13 protein-coding genes are annotated in these 16063 nt (G+C 32.8%); 12 read left to right on the top strand and 1 reads right to left on the bottom strand.

The window, feature by feature from the left end; genetic code table 11:
• The first annotated feature begins 399 nt into the window (after positions 1-399).
• From CRO00_RS18060 to CRO00_RS18045, 4 genes are read left to right on the top strand one after another with little or no spacing between them, the layout of a single operon-like run.
• A complete protein-coding gene (locus tag CRO00_RS18060) occupies positions 400-1299 on the top strand; it encodes a hypothetical protein (protein ID WP_097075071.1) in 900 nt (299 codons plus the stop codon).
• A gap of 29 nt (positions 1300-1328) precedes the next feature.
• Complete coding sequence (locus CRO00_RS18055) at positions 1329-1724, top strand: four helix bundle protein (RefSeq protein ID WP_097075070.1); 396 nt, start codon at positions 1329-1331, stop codon at positions 1722-1724.
• A complete protein-coding gene (locus CRO00_RS18050; RefSeq protein WP_097075069.1) occupies positions 1724-2128 on the top strand; it encodes a four helix bundle protein in 405 nt (134 codons plus the stop codon). The genes CRO00_RS18055 and CRO00_RS18050 overlap by 1 nt, the downstream gene beginning before the upstream one ends.
• Positions 2125-2898, top strand: a complete 774-nt coding sequence (locus CRO00_RS18045) for a hypothetical protein (RefSeq protein ID WP_097075068.1) — start codon at positions 2125-2127, stop codon at positions 2896-2898. Before CRO00_RS18050 ends, CRO00_RS18045 begins: the two co-directional genes overlap by 4 nt.
• Positions 2899-3037: 139 nt before the next feature.
• Here CRO00_RS18045 and CRO00_RS18040 read toward each other — a convergent pair whose 3' ends face one another.
• Positions 3038-3784 (bottom strand): peptide arginase family protein, encoded by a 747-nt coding sequence (locus CRO00_RS18040; RefSeq protein WP_161946735.1) that lies wholly within the window; start codon positions 3782-3784, stop codon positions 3038-3040.
• A 327-nt stretch (positions 3785-4111) separates the two neighbouring features.
• On the opposite strand from CRO00_RS18040, the gene CRO00_RS18035 reads away from it, so the two are divergent.
• The 8 genes from CRO00_RS18035 (at position 4112) to CRO00_RS18000 (ending at position 15574) form a co-directional block, all read left to right on the top strand.
• Positions 4112-4678, top strand: coding sequence for a recombinase family protein (locus CRO00_RS18035; protein WP_097075066.1), 567 nt, complete (start codon positions 4112-4114; stop codon positions 4676-4678).
• Positions 4679-4829: 151 nt separating this feature from the next.
• Positions 4830-5693 carry a TnsA endonuclease C-terminal domain-containing protein gene (locus tag CRO00_RS18030; protein ID WP_097075065.1) on the top strand — a complete coding sequence of 288 codons (864 nt, stop codon included), beginning with the start codon at positions 4830-4832 and terminating at the stop codon, positions 5691-5693.
• Positions 5659-7743: a Mu transposase C-terminal domain-containing protein gene (locus CRO00_RS18025; protein ID WP_161946734.1), complete on the top strand. Its 2085-nt coding sequence runs from the start codon at positions 5659-5661 to the stop codon at positions 7741-7743. The genes CRO00_RS18030 and CRO00_RS18025 overlap by 35 nt, the downstream gene beginning before the upstream one ends.
• On the top strand, positions 7736-9319 hold the full coding sequence (locus tag CRO00_RS18020; protein WP_097075063.1) for an ATP-binding protein: 1584 nt from the start codon (positions 7736-7738) through the stop codon (positions 9317-9319). Before CRO00_RS18025 ends, CRO00_RS18020 begins: the two co-directional genes overlap by 8 nt.
• Complete coding sequence (locus CRO00_RS18015) at positions 9320-11188, top strand: TnsD family Tn7-like transposition protein (RefSeq protein WP_097075062.1); 1869 nt, start codon at positions 9320-9322, stop codon at positions 11186-11188.
• A 127-nt stretch (positions 11189-11315) separates the two neighbouring features.
• The gene (locus tag CRO00_RS18010; protein ID WP_097075061.1) at positions 11316-12332 is read left to right on the top strand and encodes an AAA family ATPase; all 1017 of its coding nucleotides are present in this window, start codon (positions 11316-11318) and stop codon (positions 12330-12332) included.
• 25 nt (positions 12333-12357) lie between these two features.
• Positions 12358-14784 carry a S8 family peptidase gene (locus tag CRO00_RS18005; protein WP_097075060.1) on the top strand — a complete coding sequence of 809 codons (2427 nt, stop codon included), beginning with the start codon at positions 12358-12360 and terminating at the stop codon, positions 14782-14784.
• A 106-nt stretch (positions 14785-14890) separates the two neighbouring features.
• Positions 14891-15574, top strand: a complete 684-nt coding sequence (locus CRO00_RS18000) for a hypothetical protein (protein ID WP_097075059.1) — start codon at positions 14891-14893, stop codon at positions 15572-15574.
• The last annotated feature ends 489 nt before the right edge of the window (positions 15575-16063 follow it).

Below are 16063 nucleotides of genomic sequence, written 5' to 3'. Positions count from 1 at the left end.
CTCTGTAGGGTATACGTTTATTGTTTATATTAAATAAATTAAATATTATTGCATATAAGCATTGACAAGTATTTAATAGTTTTATAAAATTAAGCTATAAACTTCTCCTTATTCCACATTTACTCATTTCTTAAATTACTCCCACAATTTTAGATTAACATATTTAATTCCGACTATTTTTTACATACAGATTATAGGGTTCATAATTACCTATTATCTGTAAAATTTAATGTTAAGGAGTGACTGCACTATGCAAAATAAAATTGATTATCAGATTTTATGTAAGTAGGATAACTGCACTTGGGGAGCCATTCTCTCCCAAACAAATCTCGCATATTGTATTTCGCAAAAATGTTATTGCTAATTAATGTCAATAGATAAAAGGAAAGGTGAGAAAAAATGATTCTAATGAATAAGGAAGTTGAAATTGAATCAAGAGAATTAAAGGAAACATTGAATGGATTATGGCATTACTTCGAAACTGATTTTATTGATGAAGCAACTACCCAGTATGAGCAAAAAGTTTCTGCAGGATTATCAAACTTAGATGTTGCTCTAAGCGGAGGATTTTCACATCAGCTATATGCTTTAATTGGTAGAATGGGTGATGAACGAAATGCATTCTTGTCATTTATGGCTGAGCATCTTGCTTTAAATGGATATAAAGTTTTATATTATACGAGTCATGACACAGCAAATAGCATTTTACAAAAGATACTTGTCAGGCATGATTATAAGTTACACCGAGAACAAGCTCCTTCTCTCTCCGCTATTATTAGCAAAATTTCTTCATCCTCCCGTACTCTTCAGGAATATCAAACAAACTTGTACCCAATCTTAACTAATATTCACGTTGAAACTAACAATTGTGTTGATACTGATTTGTTGGTGGATATGATTAAATCTTTTAAAAGAACGAATCCAAAGGTTGCTATTCTTTTAGATGAGGAAGAACCGCCAATTTATCAGCGTACTATTTACCGAATAAGGGACCAAATTCATTTAAGAACCATCAATAAAATAGCAAAAGAATACGAAGTACCAATCTTTATGAATGTAACATTGGCTAAGGGTGACTTCGAAAGAATTACGGCAGGATATAGAACCACATTAGAAATCGAAACAAATGTCGATAACATCATACTCTTTAGTAATCATGTGTCTCCCAATAAAACACTTCACTCAACACTTAACCCGTATGTTATTAAACTGATAATTCGAAGTAACACATCCCCTTATAAAACTCAAATTACCCATCTCACCTATCATCCAACACCTTTTTATTTCCAAGATGCTTAAATGAAAAAACTAAACAAGGAGGAAGAACTATGGCAGAAAAGAAAACATTTATTGGCGATTTTAGAGATTTAGAAGTATACAAAAAATCACTGCTCTTTAGTAAAAAAATATATAAAGTTGTTGAGAACTTTCCTTCTTTTGAGCGGAATAACGTGGTAGACCAGTTACGTAGAGCCAGTTCCAGTGTATACAGCAACATCGCAGAAGGAAATGCAAATTATTACTATCGAAAAGAATATGACAGGCTGAACACCAGTATTGGAAGCATTTCTGAATGTCGGGCTTTCCTGGACATGTCCGTTATGCAGAAATATATCACCAAAGAAACTTATAAGAGTTTGGATAAGGAAGCAGAAGAAATTTTCAAAATGCTTATAGCAATGGCTAATAGAATAGAAAAGATTCTAAATGAGGAGATGTCATGATGTGGGTTCCAGATTTCCGAAAAAATGCATTGTATCAGCGATCTCTTGACGTAGCTCATGAAGTGTACCGAACTGTAGAGGAAGATAGTAGAAATATTAGGGAAAGCGAAGCAATACAATTACGGAAACGAGCAGTGCGAATAACGAAAAAAATAACCCATGCTATCGTTCAGCAAAATATCAAGATGAAGTTTAAAAGTTTGAATGAAGCAAAACTGGAGCTTGAATTGCTCTTAAAGCAGATATACAAGCTTTGCGATAAAAAGAGGATAGATGAATTCAATGGCTTCAATATTGATTGCTATGCAGATCAAGTAATGAAACTATTGAATTTCCACTTTGGAGAGTATAAGAAAAAAGGAATTGAATTCAAAAAAATAAAATCAAGGAGTGACTCAGAATGAAAGAAGTTACAGTAATAAAACTTACGGATGTGTATGAATTTAATTGTGATTACTATTCTAAGCAATTTGATTGTATCAGGAATGACTATGATAAGATAGGCTGGTTTTGGACAAATCGCCATTATATTGTGGATATTTTTGAAAATAGTGTTACGGAGGATTTACCGAGTGTACAGGAAGCAATTAAAGAAGGGGCTATCTTAAAAAAGATGTACTTTGTTGAAGATAGAGATTATGAGAGTCGTTACAATAAAATTTATGATATTTTGGGAAACGATGGTTGGGATGGTGTAGAAGGACAAGAAGATTATGGTGTAATTTTTGATAGTTATAGTGATGCAATGGATTATCAAATTTGTGTAAATTTTTTAACCAACAATTACCAAAGAGATTTTGACTCTTATGAGGATGCTATAGAAAAAGAACTTGCGTTGTATATTATTGATCGTATTTCTTATGAGGAGGTGGCAAGAAAACTCTTACGCTATCAGAAATATGGCATTCAAGGAGCTGTCTGTTATCTTGATATATTCACAGGGTTAATTTATGGAGGAATAGAAAAAGAACAGCTTTCTTGGGGGAAAATTCCGTTGGCATATTTAAGTAAAGATTACAATCGGGTTGAAAAAAGGATTGAAAGTGAACTTTCGAATTGTGAGAGAAGCATTGCTATGTATGATGCGTTTAAGTTGGCATGTATAATGGAATTTGAAGACTTTGAAGAGGCACTGGATGAATTCTATGATGAATATTATGAATCGCTTCCTTGAACTAACATTTTAGTATAATAAATTTTAAAAGGATAATGTGCTTCAGCTTGCGACTGCAAGAAAAGCACATTACATATTTGAGGATGTAAAAATAATAAAATTGGATACGTTAATTGAAAATCGAATTATAATGCTAACTTCATATCTCAATAATATATTCTTTAATTATATCGAGCATAAAATCCGCAGTTTTTGGAGTATATCCTGGTGATTGACAGAAAACCACATAATCAAATTTCTTTTCTGTACGATAGTTTTTCCAAGGAATCAAAGTGTATGGTATTTCTTTATCAATCCGTATAGGCGATATTTTCCCTTGAACAATTCTCTCGTATGACATACCAATATCTATGCCTTTAGGATATCCCTTAAATTGAAACGCTTGTTCTTTGTCAGAGAAGTTTTTCAAGTGTGCAGAAATAATATCATTATCCCACTTTTCATGTAATACAAAATCAACATTACTTATCCACCCACAAGCTAAAGCATAGGACAGGTAATTACTCATGAAAACTTTTTTTGTATCTAAATTATTTCGCCTTTCGACAATTGGATGGTTAAGTAACTCGCCCATTATATATACATAACCACTGTCCCCCAAACCTGTGTCGGAGTGAGCATCTATGTGGGTTACTTTGAATGGTGTTTTTACTTTTTGAGAACTAATTAGCTCATCCCAAAAGAAAAATGCTTCATGATGATTTGTAACTATTTTCCCTTTAGTCGGATGACTTTTACTTAATAAACATTTTTCTTCGAGAAAGAACCTAAAATCTTTTTCGCTCCAGGGATTATACTCATTTTCATCTAAGCGATTGTCCCCAGTTACCCAATGAGCTATATCATCTATGAAAAAATCCATATCAATGTCCAATATGCTATACAACATCTCTCTCCCCTTATATAAAACTAATTATCCCCTATAATTTCTTCTACCACATTCTATCATGATTTTAGTTATATTTGAGACAAAATGAAAGAACATCTAATTAGAGGAGTAGCTAAAAATGGTAGAGTCAGATTGAACAGTTATTAGAACAATAGTATAGAAGTGACTCAAAATCTAAACATTTTGAAACATTGAAATCTATAATAAAAGTGTGTTGCAAAACCCTATTTTAATATTGCAACATGTAATATAAATAGGGCTTGACTTTTTGCTACAAATAAAGATAATAATGTCTTAAGAATATCCAAAAAGGAGGGATTTCTGATGAAAATCGGGTACTCTCGATGTTCCTCGGAATCGCAAAATTTGGATAGACAATTAGTTGCATTAAAAGAGGTTGGCGTTGAAAAAATCTTTGCTGAAAAAATAAGTGGCAAAAATATGGAAAGACCACAACTGAAGGAAATGTTAAGTTTTGTTCGTGAAGGTGATATTGTTTATATCGAGTCTATTTCACGTTTAGCAAGAAATACATTGGACTTCCTTACCATTGTCAAAGAGTTAAATGCTAAAAAGGTAGAAATAGTTAGTCTGAAAGAAAACTTGGATACAGCCACCCCTGCTGGGAAATTTATGTTAGTGGTGTTTGGTGCTTTATACGAACTTGAGCGAGATAACATCAGAATGCGACAAGCAGAAGGCATCAAAATTGCACAAGCCAAGGGAATTCGATTCGGGCGACCGACAATTGATATTGATGAACACTTCTTAAAACTGTACCGTCAATGGAAACGAGGTCAAATTACGGTTACAGCGATATCCAAAAAGCTTAACATCTCAAGAGCCACTTTCTATAGAAAAGTAAAAGAAATTGAAGAAGTAAAGAACTAATAAGTCAATCCTTATAAGTCATTTGCGATTAAAAAAAATCGTTGAAATTGACTATAAGGAATGGCTTTTTTATTTTTGCCCACCCAATATTGCAACTAATTAGTTTACCCAAATTAAATTCGAGGATCTTAGTAAAAAGGAAGTGAGTGTAGTGCCAGTAGTTAAAATGAATCAATCATTAAAAAGGCTTAATAAATTAATAGAGGAAGGATACGGACAAGGGGAAGGGAAAGATTATAAACCATTTATTGATGTCTTTCGAGTAACTACAAAGGGAAGAGCGACAAGAATTAAAGGTTGGAAAAGTCAAAGGGTACACCATTTTTTATCTGATTCTGAAACTCGATTTTTTTATTTGTTAGATTTTGATGATGAAGTGATAGATATAAGGGAGCATTATCCTTTGATGGAGGATTTAGATAAAATCACTCCTCAACTTGACGATCAGTTATTCAAACGCTTAATTAACCAAAAAACAGGTGAACCATTAATATTAACAACTACATTTCTTGTGACTAAAAAGGGGAAAGACGGAGAAGCAAATTACTATGCAAGATCAATAAAAGATTATCGTCAATTAGAAAACAATCAGGTTATTGAAAGGTTTGAGATACAAAGACGTTATTGGGAAGAAAAAGGTATTGATTATGGGATTGTTACAAATAAAGAAATACCTAAAATATTGGCAAAGAACATTGAGTATATTCATTCATCTTATTTTCTTGTTGAATATGGGATTACATCATCACAGCAGGAGCTTTATCAAGATATTTTGTTTCATTTATTAGTTCAGGCTGGAGAAATGCCATTAAATGAACTTTTAACGAATTTTGACAAGGAAGTAAATGCAGACAAAGGTACAGGTCTTTTGATTTTCAAACATCTAATAGCTCACAAACGGTTATTAGTTGATATGTTAGAACCCCTGGATTTATCTATGTCAGCAAATCAAGTGCTTATAAATGAAGGCGGTGATCATAGTGGTCATTTCCTTAAATCAGTTGATTCAATATAAATACAACCCTAACCATATAGAAAGAGTAATTTGGATAGATGAAAAATACCAAGTGTGTTACCTTGTAAACATTTTTGATGATACATTGCCAAATAAAAAATTAATAAGTGATATCGAGGAGTTGTTTGCAAATAATCAAATTGAATTAGTACAAAATGATCCTTGGGCATGTCTCGATGGAGAATCGCAAAAAAGTGAAAAATCGTTATCATTACAAAATCAAGCATGGATAGTAATTAATAAACTATTGTCTAATGGTGTGGAAAACCTGTTGGTAAGTGTAAGGAGAAATAAAATTATAAACAATTTATCAACAGAAATGGAATTATCGAGAAAAACCATTTTGAAATATTTGAAACGATATTGGAAAAGAGGAATGACTAAGACTGCTCTACTGCCCGACTTTCGAAACTGCGGAGGTAAAGGAAAAGATAAATCCAGTAGTAATGTAAAGCGGGGGCGACCAAGAGAATTGGATGATTCACAGGGGATTAATATAGATGAAGAGACTAAGAAGATATTTAGAATTGCTAAAGAAAGGTTTTATGAAAAGGATAGTAATATAAGTTTGCGTTTTGCGTATGAACAAATGATTAAAGAATTTTATAAAACAGAATTAGAAGAATCTCCTGAATTACTGCCCACATACAAGCAATTTGTTTATTGGGTTCGAAAAGAGCAAGATGTAAGTAAAACAATAATCCATAGAAAAGGAAAACGCCATTTCGATTTGAATTATCGACCGCTTTTAAGTAGTGCTTCAAACGAAGTTCGATTTCCTTTAGAAAAAGTTCAAATTGATTCTACCGTAGCGGATGTGTATTTAGTGAGTGAATTCAATAGAAACTGGATTATTGGGAGACCCATTTTATATTTTTGTAAAGATGTCTGGTCAAGAATGATTGTTGGTATTCATGTTTCTCTGGATGGTCCTAATTTTGAGCAAGCACGAATTGCATTAATGAACATGGTAGAGAACAAAGAGGATTTTTGCAAAAGGTATGACATAGAGATTGAGGAATCAGACTGGCCAACAGCCCATTTACCAACTTGCATTGTTGCTGATAGAGCGGAGTTATTATCAAACGCATCAAATATTTTAACCGAAGAGCTAAATATTAAAATCGAAAATTCAGCACCGTATAGGGGCGATTTCAAATCTATTGTAGAACAGCATTTTAGATTACTAAATATACAAGTTAAGCCATTGTTACCTGGAGCTGTTTATTCAGATTTTAATAAAAGGGGTACTAAAGACTACCGTTTAGCAGGTAAGTTAACACTTAAAGAATTTACACAAATCGTGATTAAATGTGTCCTCTATTATAACAATCATCATGTTATTGAACGATACGTGCGGGAAAAAGATTTGATAGAGTCTGATATAGAGGCAGTACCTATTAAACTATGGAATTGGGGGATTCAAAACCGAGCTGGGAAACTAAGAACGATTTCGAAAGAATTAATGATGCTTCATTTATTGCCAAGAGCAACAGCAACCGTAACAGGGCAAGGGATAAAGTTTAAAAATATTTATTATGGCTCCACTTTAGCATTAAAAGAACAATGGTTTGTTAAAGCACGCTTAAACGGGAGTTGGAAGGTCGACATCACTTATGATCCGAGAGAAATGAATTTTATTTATTTAAGAGGAATCCATAGAAATAGTTTTGAGAAATGCTCGTTATTAGAGCATCAATTTCGTTACAAGTCGAAATCAATTAGTGATGTAGAATATCTCCATCAATATGAAAAGATCCAAAAGAGTGAACAAAAGCATCAAGAATTAGCAGGGAAAATTCAACTAATGGGTGACGTAGAAGAAATAATAAAAAAGGCTGAAAAGCAGTCTAAGAAAGAAGTTGTCGATATAAGTAAAAGTAGTAGAGTGAAGGGGATAAAAAGGAATCGTCAATATGAAAAAGAACGATTGTTAGAAGAACAAAGATTGATGAAATCCACGAATAGTAACAAAGAAAATTCCAATGATCCCGATTTACTGTTGATTAAAAAATATCAAAAGAAAGGATTAGAACGGAGCGATGAATAAGAGTTTTCATCAGGCAGTTTATCGTGAACAGGTTATTAAAGAATATCAAAATCACCCGCTGATAGAAGCACTCCCACAAATTTATTCTAAGTCAGATGTTGTAGAACTACTAAGTTTTTACCCATTTTTCGATAAACAAGAAAGAGAGTTGGATGGACAACATCGGCTCCACCTTATTCAAAGGCTTTTTAATATTTTTCAAGTTCTTCCCGCCCATATTGATATGGAAAGCCGTATATCAAGACTAATAAGACAAGGATATATTGGCAGAAATCCATTAAATCCGATGTATGCATCTACAATGGTTCAAGGGCATGAAGCGATTCTATCAAAAAATAATATTTGGTTCAATCAAGCTATTCCAAGGAGCTTTACTGTTATTGGACCATCTGGTGTAGGAAAAAGTACAGCAGTAGCAAAAATCTTAGAGTTAATGCCACAAGTGATTGTGCATTCAGAATATAGAAAGCGAGAATTTAATTTCACACAACTGGTTTGGCTTCGATTAGAATGTCCACATGATGGATCAGTTAAAGGATTGGTTAACCAATTTTTTATTGCAGTGGATGGTTTGCTCGGAACTGCATATTTCAATAAATATGGTCGTGCAAATAAGTTATCAGTAAATACTCTAATTCCTATCATGACACAAATCTGTAGGAGCATTGGTCTTGGCATCTTAGTAATAGATGAAATTCAAAACATAAGTCTACGGGGTGCTGGAGCTAATTTAATGCTGAATTTCTTTGTTACTTTGAGTAATGTGATTGGTACACCTTTAGTCCTTATTGGAACACCAAAAGCAATGAATGTTTTACAACGTGAATTTAGGCAAGCTCGTAGAGGAAGTGGACAAGGTGATATGATTTATGACCGACTACGGCAGGATGAATATTGGAGAGTTTTCTTGGAGGCTATTTGGAAATACCAGTGGGTAAGAAAACCTGTTGAATTAACAGATGAATTTGTAAGTGTAATGTATGAAGAAAGTCAGGGAGTTATTGATATAGCACTTAAATTATTTGCTTTGTCCCAAACAAGAGCGGTTTCTACTGGCAAAGAGACATTATCTCCAACATTGATTAGCAGAGTTGCAGATGAAAATTTAAAGTTGGTAAAACCAATGATAATCGCATTGAAAACTGGCGATATGAAATCAATTGCACAGTATGAAGATATCTATTTACCATTTGATGAAGTAATTCAAGCAGAACAAATTAATTTAGAAAAAAACTCCCTTGTTAAATCGGTGAAACAAATAAATAGAAGCAATGATACCAAGCAATTAAAGGAAGAAGCAATTTTTCGCTTGAACCTGCTCGGACTTTCAAAAGAAAATGCTAAAAAGGCTGTAAACCAAGTTATGGAAGAGAACCAACTTACTAATATACAACAGATTGTTAAAAAGGCATTTCAAGCATCAATAGAGGTCAATACTGGTGGAGAGAATAATAATTTGAAAAACGACCAAGATGATTTACGAAATATTGTGAACACTGGAAAAGAACAGGGACTAACAAATTATGAATCGCTAAAAAGAGCAGGAGTTATTAAAGAGTTTAAGGGGGCAAGTTAGATGCTAATATTTTTTCCGACTCCTTATCCAGATGAATTGTTGTATAGCGTTTGTGCCAGATACCATGTGCGTAGCGGAAATATAAGTTACAAGAGAACTTTAGATGATATTTTTGAAAATCGGAGCTTAACAGCTTCGGTTTTTTTACCATCTGGCATTAGTTCATTGGTAAAGAGTATAAATAACATTAAAACATTCAATGAGCAAAAAGTAATTTATAAGCATACTATGTTTTTATTTTTTACAGCTTTTCTTTCAGAAGAAAAAAGTCAGCAAATATATCAATCTATGTGTAGTGACGATGGTAAAGCCATTTATGTAAGAGCAGGGATAAATGCAAGTGGTGTACCTCAAAATAAATACTTACGTTTTTGTCCAGAATGTATGAAAGAAGATAAAGAGAAATATGGCGAACATTACTGGCATCGTATTCACCAACTGCCTGGAATTCATTGTTGTTTGAAACATTTATCTCCTTTGTACAATAGTGCTGTTAGAACAGTTCAAGAAAATAAACACCGATTTCAAATACCAACATCTACAAATTGCATAGAAGCAAAGGAATCATGTGTATTTGATGGAGTTAAGAAGGAAACGAAATCAGCCTATTTGCATACTGCTGAACAGTTAGCACCGTATATTCAGCAGATAACGAATGATCCGTTACAGAAGCATGGATTGCAATGGTTTGATCAAAAATATCGTAGCAAGTTAGTGGAAATGAATATGGCATATTACACTGGCAGAGTTAAACAAAAAATATGGCGGGAGTATTTTTCCTCTTTTTATTATAAAGAAGTTCTTCAGTTGTTTTCTTCATCATTAAGTAATGAGGGTGATTGGTTATCAATGATTGTACAGAAGAATAGAAAATCATTTCATCCTATACGGCATTTATTAGTGATGTCGGCACTGGGCTTGTCGTTAGAGGATGTATTTAGTCGAGAGATTGAAGAACCATTTGGTAAACCGAACTGGTATTGTCTGAATACAGTGTGTCAATATCACCATCAACCCGTAATAGAGGAAGTTACCATTACATTATGCGAAAAAACAAAAGCACCAATTGGTACATTCACCTGTCCTCGTTGTAGATTTAGTTACACAAGAAGAGGACCAGATAATAATGAGAGGGATCGTTACCGTAAAACAAGGGTAAAGCAATATGGGCATGTATGGAATGAAAAGTTGCAGGAATTTGCAGGAATGGGGCTTGGTTTAAGAGAATTGTCTCGGATAATGGGGGCAGATCCAAATACAATAAAGCGATATTTAACAGCGGTCGAGAATGACCGAGTGATTTTAAATGAGAATCGTGGCAAATATATAGACAGGAAAGCTTGGCTTAATTTACAAGAAAAACATCCCGACAAGTCAAAAACGGAACTGAGAGAAATAAATAAGCCTCTGTATATGAAGTTATATAGAAATGATAAACAATGGTTAGAAGAGAATAGCCCAAGAACAGTAAAAAGGTTTTCTGCTAAAAAAGTTGGTTGGGAAAAACGAGATGAGGAATTACTGCTAAAAGCAATCAAAATCGTAGAGGAAATATTAAATTCTGAAGAGAAACCAATACGTATAACAATTAGCAGAATAGGAAGCTTAATGGGGGAAAAAGCACTTTTGGAGAAAAAACTGAATAAACTCCCCAAATTAAAAGCTTATCTTTATGAAAAAATTGAAACAATTGAGCAGTTTCAGAAAAGAAGGATTAAATATGTTATACATCAAATGAATATAAGAAGAGAGGAATTGGATTTGTGGAAAGTGATTAGAAAAAGTGGAATAAAAAATTCTGATAAAAAAGCATGTGAAATGGCTGAACAAATCTTAAAGAATGAAATTCAGGGAATAAATTTGAATTAGAGCAAGATAAAATTGTGGATATTTTTCGGGTTAAGCGTTATAATGGATAATTTTGTTTCCAAGGTTTTCGATCAAGGTTATAATAGATAAAAGTACAATGATGGCGTGTAATATTTATTAGAAGGGGGTGTATAGATTGACTTCAACAGAGATAATAAAAAAATTATTTATAGCCTTTTCTAAAAAAGATGAAGAGGAGTTCTATCGGTTAGGCGAAGAGTTAATTGCTCTTGAAAAAAGAAAAAAGCATAACGTTGTAGCAAAAGAGTTAAAGGAAGCTTTGTTTAGCTATAGTAACAGTTCTAACCAAAATGTTTCGAAGCGATTTAAGCCTAATTTACCGATTCCAAGAGATAATGACAGTGGTTTCCCACTACTTGAAATCCAAGAATTTTATTTAGACTTCGATGACCTCATTTTATCTGAAAATAATAAGTACGTACTAACTCAACTTATTAGAGAAATTAAAGTTTCGGAAGTCTTAGCAGTTTATAATTTAAAGCCAAAAAATAAATTGCTTTTTAGCGGTGAGCCTGGAACTGGAAAGACGTTTACTGCTCAAGTTATAAGCTCAGTTTTACAATTACCTCTTGTATATATTAGATTTGATGCAATTATATCATCTTATTTGGGTGAAACAGCAACAAATTTAAGAAAGGTATTTGATTTTATTAAGAATGGCAGATGGGTAGTTTTATTTGATGAGGTTGATATTATCGGGAAAAATAGAAATGACGAGCATGAAAGTGGCGAAATAAAAAGAGTAGTGAATAACTTTTTGCAGATGATTGATCAGTTTCAAGGTGATAGTTTGATTATTTCTGCAACGAATCATCCTCATATTTTGGATCCAGCTATATGGCGTAGATTCGATGAGGTTATTAACTTTGAACTTCCAGATGAAATAAATCGTCGTGAATTATTTATTAAATATTTAAAAGTCATGAAGAGAGAGAAGGAAATTAATATTGATGGTTGGAGTAAAAAAACAAATGGTTTTTCTCCCTCAGATATAAAAGGAATGTGTAAAGAAGCTATGGTTCATGCAATTGTTAATGGAAATGACATTATAACTACGGCTGATTTGGAGTATTCATTTTCAAGATATAAGGAGAGAATGTCTGTTAGAAAACAAGGAGAATAAGAATTAGGGGAAGGGGGGAATTCTTATGAATTATTACGAACATCTTAGACTACCTGAATTTAATGGTAATTTGAATAAGAAAAAAAGAAATAATGGTTTTCCAAGATACGATATGCCAGCTCCCAGAGATAAAAAGGATTATTATTCGGGGATGAAATCAAATATTGATGAAATATCAAGATCATTTCAACAAATAAAGCAAAAATTTAGTGGGAAAATAAATCCTAACTTGATTTACCGCCTAAAGGTAAATCAAAGTGTGGGAGTAGAAGCATTTGAAAAAATCCTCTTTTCTCTTGGAGAGTTAAAAGTATTATCATTTGCGGAAGATAAGAAAGGGTATTGGGTAGTTTTTTCAACAGATGAACATTTTAAGGACTTCCAGGGTAAGCTTTCGCAATATTCGGGGATTGTTCCAGATGGGCATAAATATGAATTTTTTAATGCTATAGATGGTGTGGAGGATATTCCCGAAGAAGAAAAGCTGGGTAATAGTTTAAAGAGAAATCCTATGAGTGATAGTGATCCAGAATATCTAAATATGGAATTGTGGAGAATGGACGATGATCAGTTAAGAGAATTTATAAGTGGGTTAGAAACTAATTATAGTCAAAGTGATTTTCAAATCTACGATAAGTTGATTACAAAATCTTTTGCTTTATACAGGATTCGAACAAATAAAAAAACATTAGATGAAATAATTAAATTTAAAGAAGTTGCTAAAATTGACAGACCTTTTATACCCACTTTTAAACTTTCAGAGTACAAAGGAATAGATATTACTGATGTGGAAGTGGTTCCGCCAGATGACGATGCAGTTGGAATTTTAGTAGTTGATTCTGGTATTATAGCAGGTCATCCCCTTTTAGAATCTACGGTTGGTGCTGAGGAGAATTTTCAGGAAGGGGAAAGTGAAACTCAAGACATAGCTGGACATGGAACTGCTGTATCTGGATTTGCAGTATACGGAGAATTAGACAAAAGAATCGTTGAGAAGAAATTCTATTCATCAAATTGGCTTTTTTCAGCTAAAGTAATGTATGGACAATACGGTTTCGATGGTCAAGTAATGGGAAGCACATATGATCCTCAGAAACTTTTAGAAAGTCAATTTAAAGAAGCAATTCAGCATTTTTTAGATAATCCTTCATACAAAGTAAAAGTTGTTAACATTTCTTTTGGAAATTCAGATGAAATATTAAATGAAGAGAGCAACAGACAATTTCCGTTGGCGGCTTTAATTGATGAGTTGGCTTTTGAATACAGTGAATGTGTTTTTGTAGTTTCTGCTGGAAATCGAGATTTTCTACTCCAAGATTATGATTCAGATGATGTAATTGAAAATTATCCTGACTATCTAACTAATGATGAAAGTTTTCGCTTAATTAACCCAGCTACAGCATCATTAGCAATAACTGTCGGTTCCATTGCTAATGATGTAAAATACTTAGATAATGGATTTAGTGTAGTTGAGAAGGAAATTTGGCATCCAGTTGCTGATAGTGGACAGCCATCTCCATTTACCAGAGTTGGTCCAGGTATAAACAGCATGATAAAGCCAGAAGTAGTACATATAGGTGGTAACTATATAATTAAAAAGGATTATGGTGGTATAGTTAGGACAAATTTAGGGGGTAATATTCCTGTTTTATCAAACAAACCATTAGAAAATCCTTTTACATTTGACCATGGGACAAGCTATTCAGCACCAATTGTAGCAAATATTTTGGGGCAAATAGCAAACAAATTCCCGCAAAAAAATGCTGATTATTTGAAAAATTTATTGTTACAATCAGCAGATAATATAGATATGCCTGTGTTTACTGGAAACGACACAACTAATAAAAATTCTTCTCTCAGAGTTCAGGGCTATGGATTACCGAATGTGGACAAGGCAATACATTCATTTGATAATAGAGTAATATTATTAGATGAAGGTTCGATTGGATTAAATAAAATTAAAATATACTCAGTTAACATACCGAAAGAGTTTTTTGAGATAAAAGGATACAAGCGGATTTCTGTGGTTCTCACGTTTACTCCAGAAACAAGAGCAACCAGAGGGGACAGTTATTTAGGTAACAGAATGGAGTTCAAAGTTTTTCATTCTATAAATCCACAAATTCTTGAGAAGGAATTTGCAGAGGTAAATCATGCTATTGAAATTGAAACACCTGAAAAACTCAAGAAGTTTGAATGGGATGATATGTTTCCAAAAGTAAATGCCAGAAAAATGGGTTGTCATCAAAAAGGCATAAAAGAATTTAAGCAAAAACCTCCTAATATGCCAGAATCACCAATATCAATAATGATTACTAATTCAAATAAATGGATTACAGATGAGAATTATCAACAAAATTATTGTTTGTCTGTTATGTTTGAACATAAAGAAGAAATTGAGATTTATAACAAAATCCGTATGGAAGTTCAACAAAGGGTTCGTATTAGATAAAAATGTTTAAAAATTTTTATAGATTTTTAGAAAAGGAATGGTTTGCACCGTTCCTTTTATTATTTTTGTATTATTAGAGATATATTGTTTCAAGGAAGTGATGAAAGTGAAAGTTGTGTTGGTTCTACTTGGGATTACGTCTATCTTAATAATTGCCTTTACTCAGTTTATTTGGAATAGCGTTCCAGAGTTTTGGTTGTATGGTGCGGAAATTGGTAATGTTCTGTTTAATTTGAGTATAGGATATTTATCAGCATTTATTTTTTATATAATTGATATATGGATTCCAGGATTACAAAAGAGGAAAAGGGTGAATTTTCGAGTGAAAATGCCACTAAATCGAATTGTGTCATTTATGGAAGCTCCATTAGTGAATATTGTAAAAAGGTATGGAGAAGATAGTAAGAATATTAATACTTTGTCTTCAGAAGAGTTTAAGGAAATAACAGAACGAATTGATTTAATTAATGATCAAGGTGATTTATTTTTTATTGATGCAAATAGAAATGCAAATTTTGGTGAATATCTCTACTATCATGTTGAGAATGTTGAAGAATACATAAATAGTATCTTAAAAATGCCTTTTGAATATGAAATTGAGTTATTAGAGTTACTTGATCAGATAGAAAGGTCAAAGTATCATGAAATGTTAAATAGTATTAAGAATCTTTCGGGGTTTAGAGGACCTGTCCAAGCGAAGGGTGAAGCTACTTCTAACACTGTTTACGAATATTACTATTTATGTTCACAATTGAAAAAATATATGAATAAACAAGGAATACTTGAATAAGTTAGTTAATTCCTACTATTGTTCTACTGTATCAAAAATTATTCTGTTAATTAGGTATAATAGCAACTTCACTAATAACTTAACACTATTATGTCTTCACCCAATAAACTCGCTCCTGACCAAAAAAACTCGGTTCAGGACAAAAAAAGTCGGGAGAGTAGAAACAAGGATTAAGGAAGAAATAGGAATTATAAGAACGGGAATAAAATTGAAAAAAGTCAGAAGGAATAAGGGTTTTCGAGCCTTTATTCCTTTTTCTTTTACCCTAAAACCTAATCCCTTAACTCTACTACGCCTCTACTTTGGAACGACTTTTTTAGTCCAAAACGGTTGTAAAATCTGAACAAAAATTAGATGAATATGGGGAAAATGCAGGAACGACTTTTTTAGGCGGAGAATATTGGAAAATGGCTTGAAGTGTTGGGAGAGTAAGAGTTGGTAAGGTTTAAGGGGGAAGGGGAGTTGGAACGACTTTTTTGGGTGGATACA

This window comes from Ureibacillus xyleni (assembly GCF_900217795.1).
GTDB classification, from domain to species: domain Bacteria; phylum Bacillota; class Bacilli; order Bacillales_A; family Planococcaceae; genus Ureibacillus; species Ureibacillus xyleni.
The sequence above is the reverse complement of the archived record's forward strand: the minus strand, read 5'-3'. Positions and strand labels throughout refer to the sequence as shown.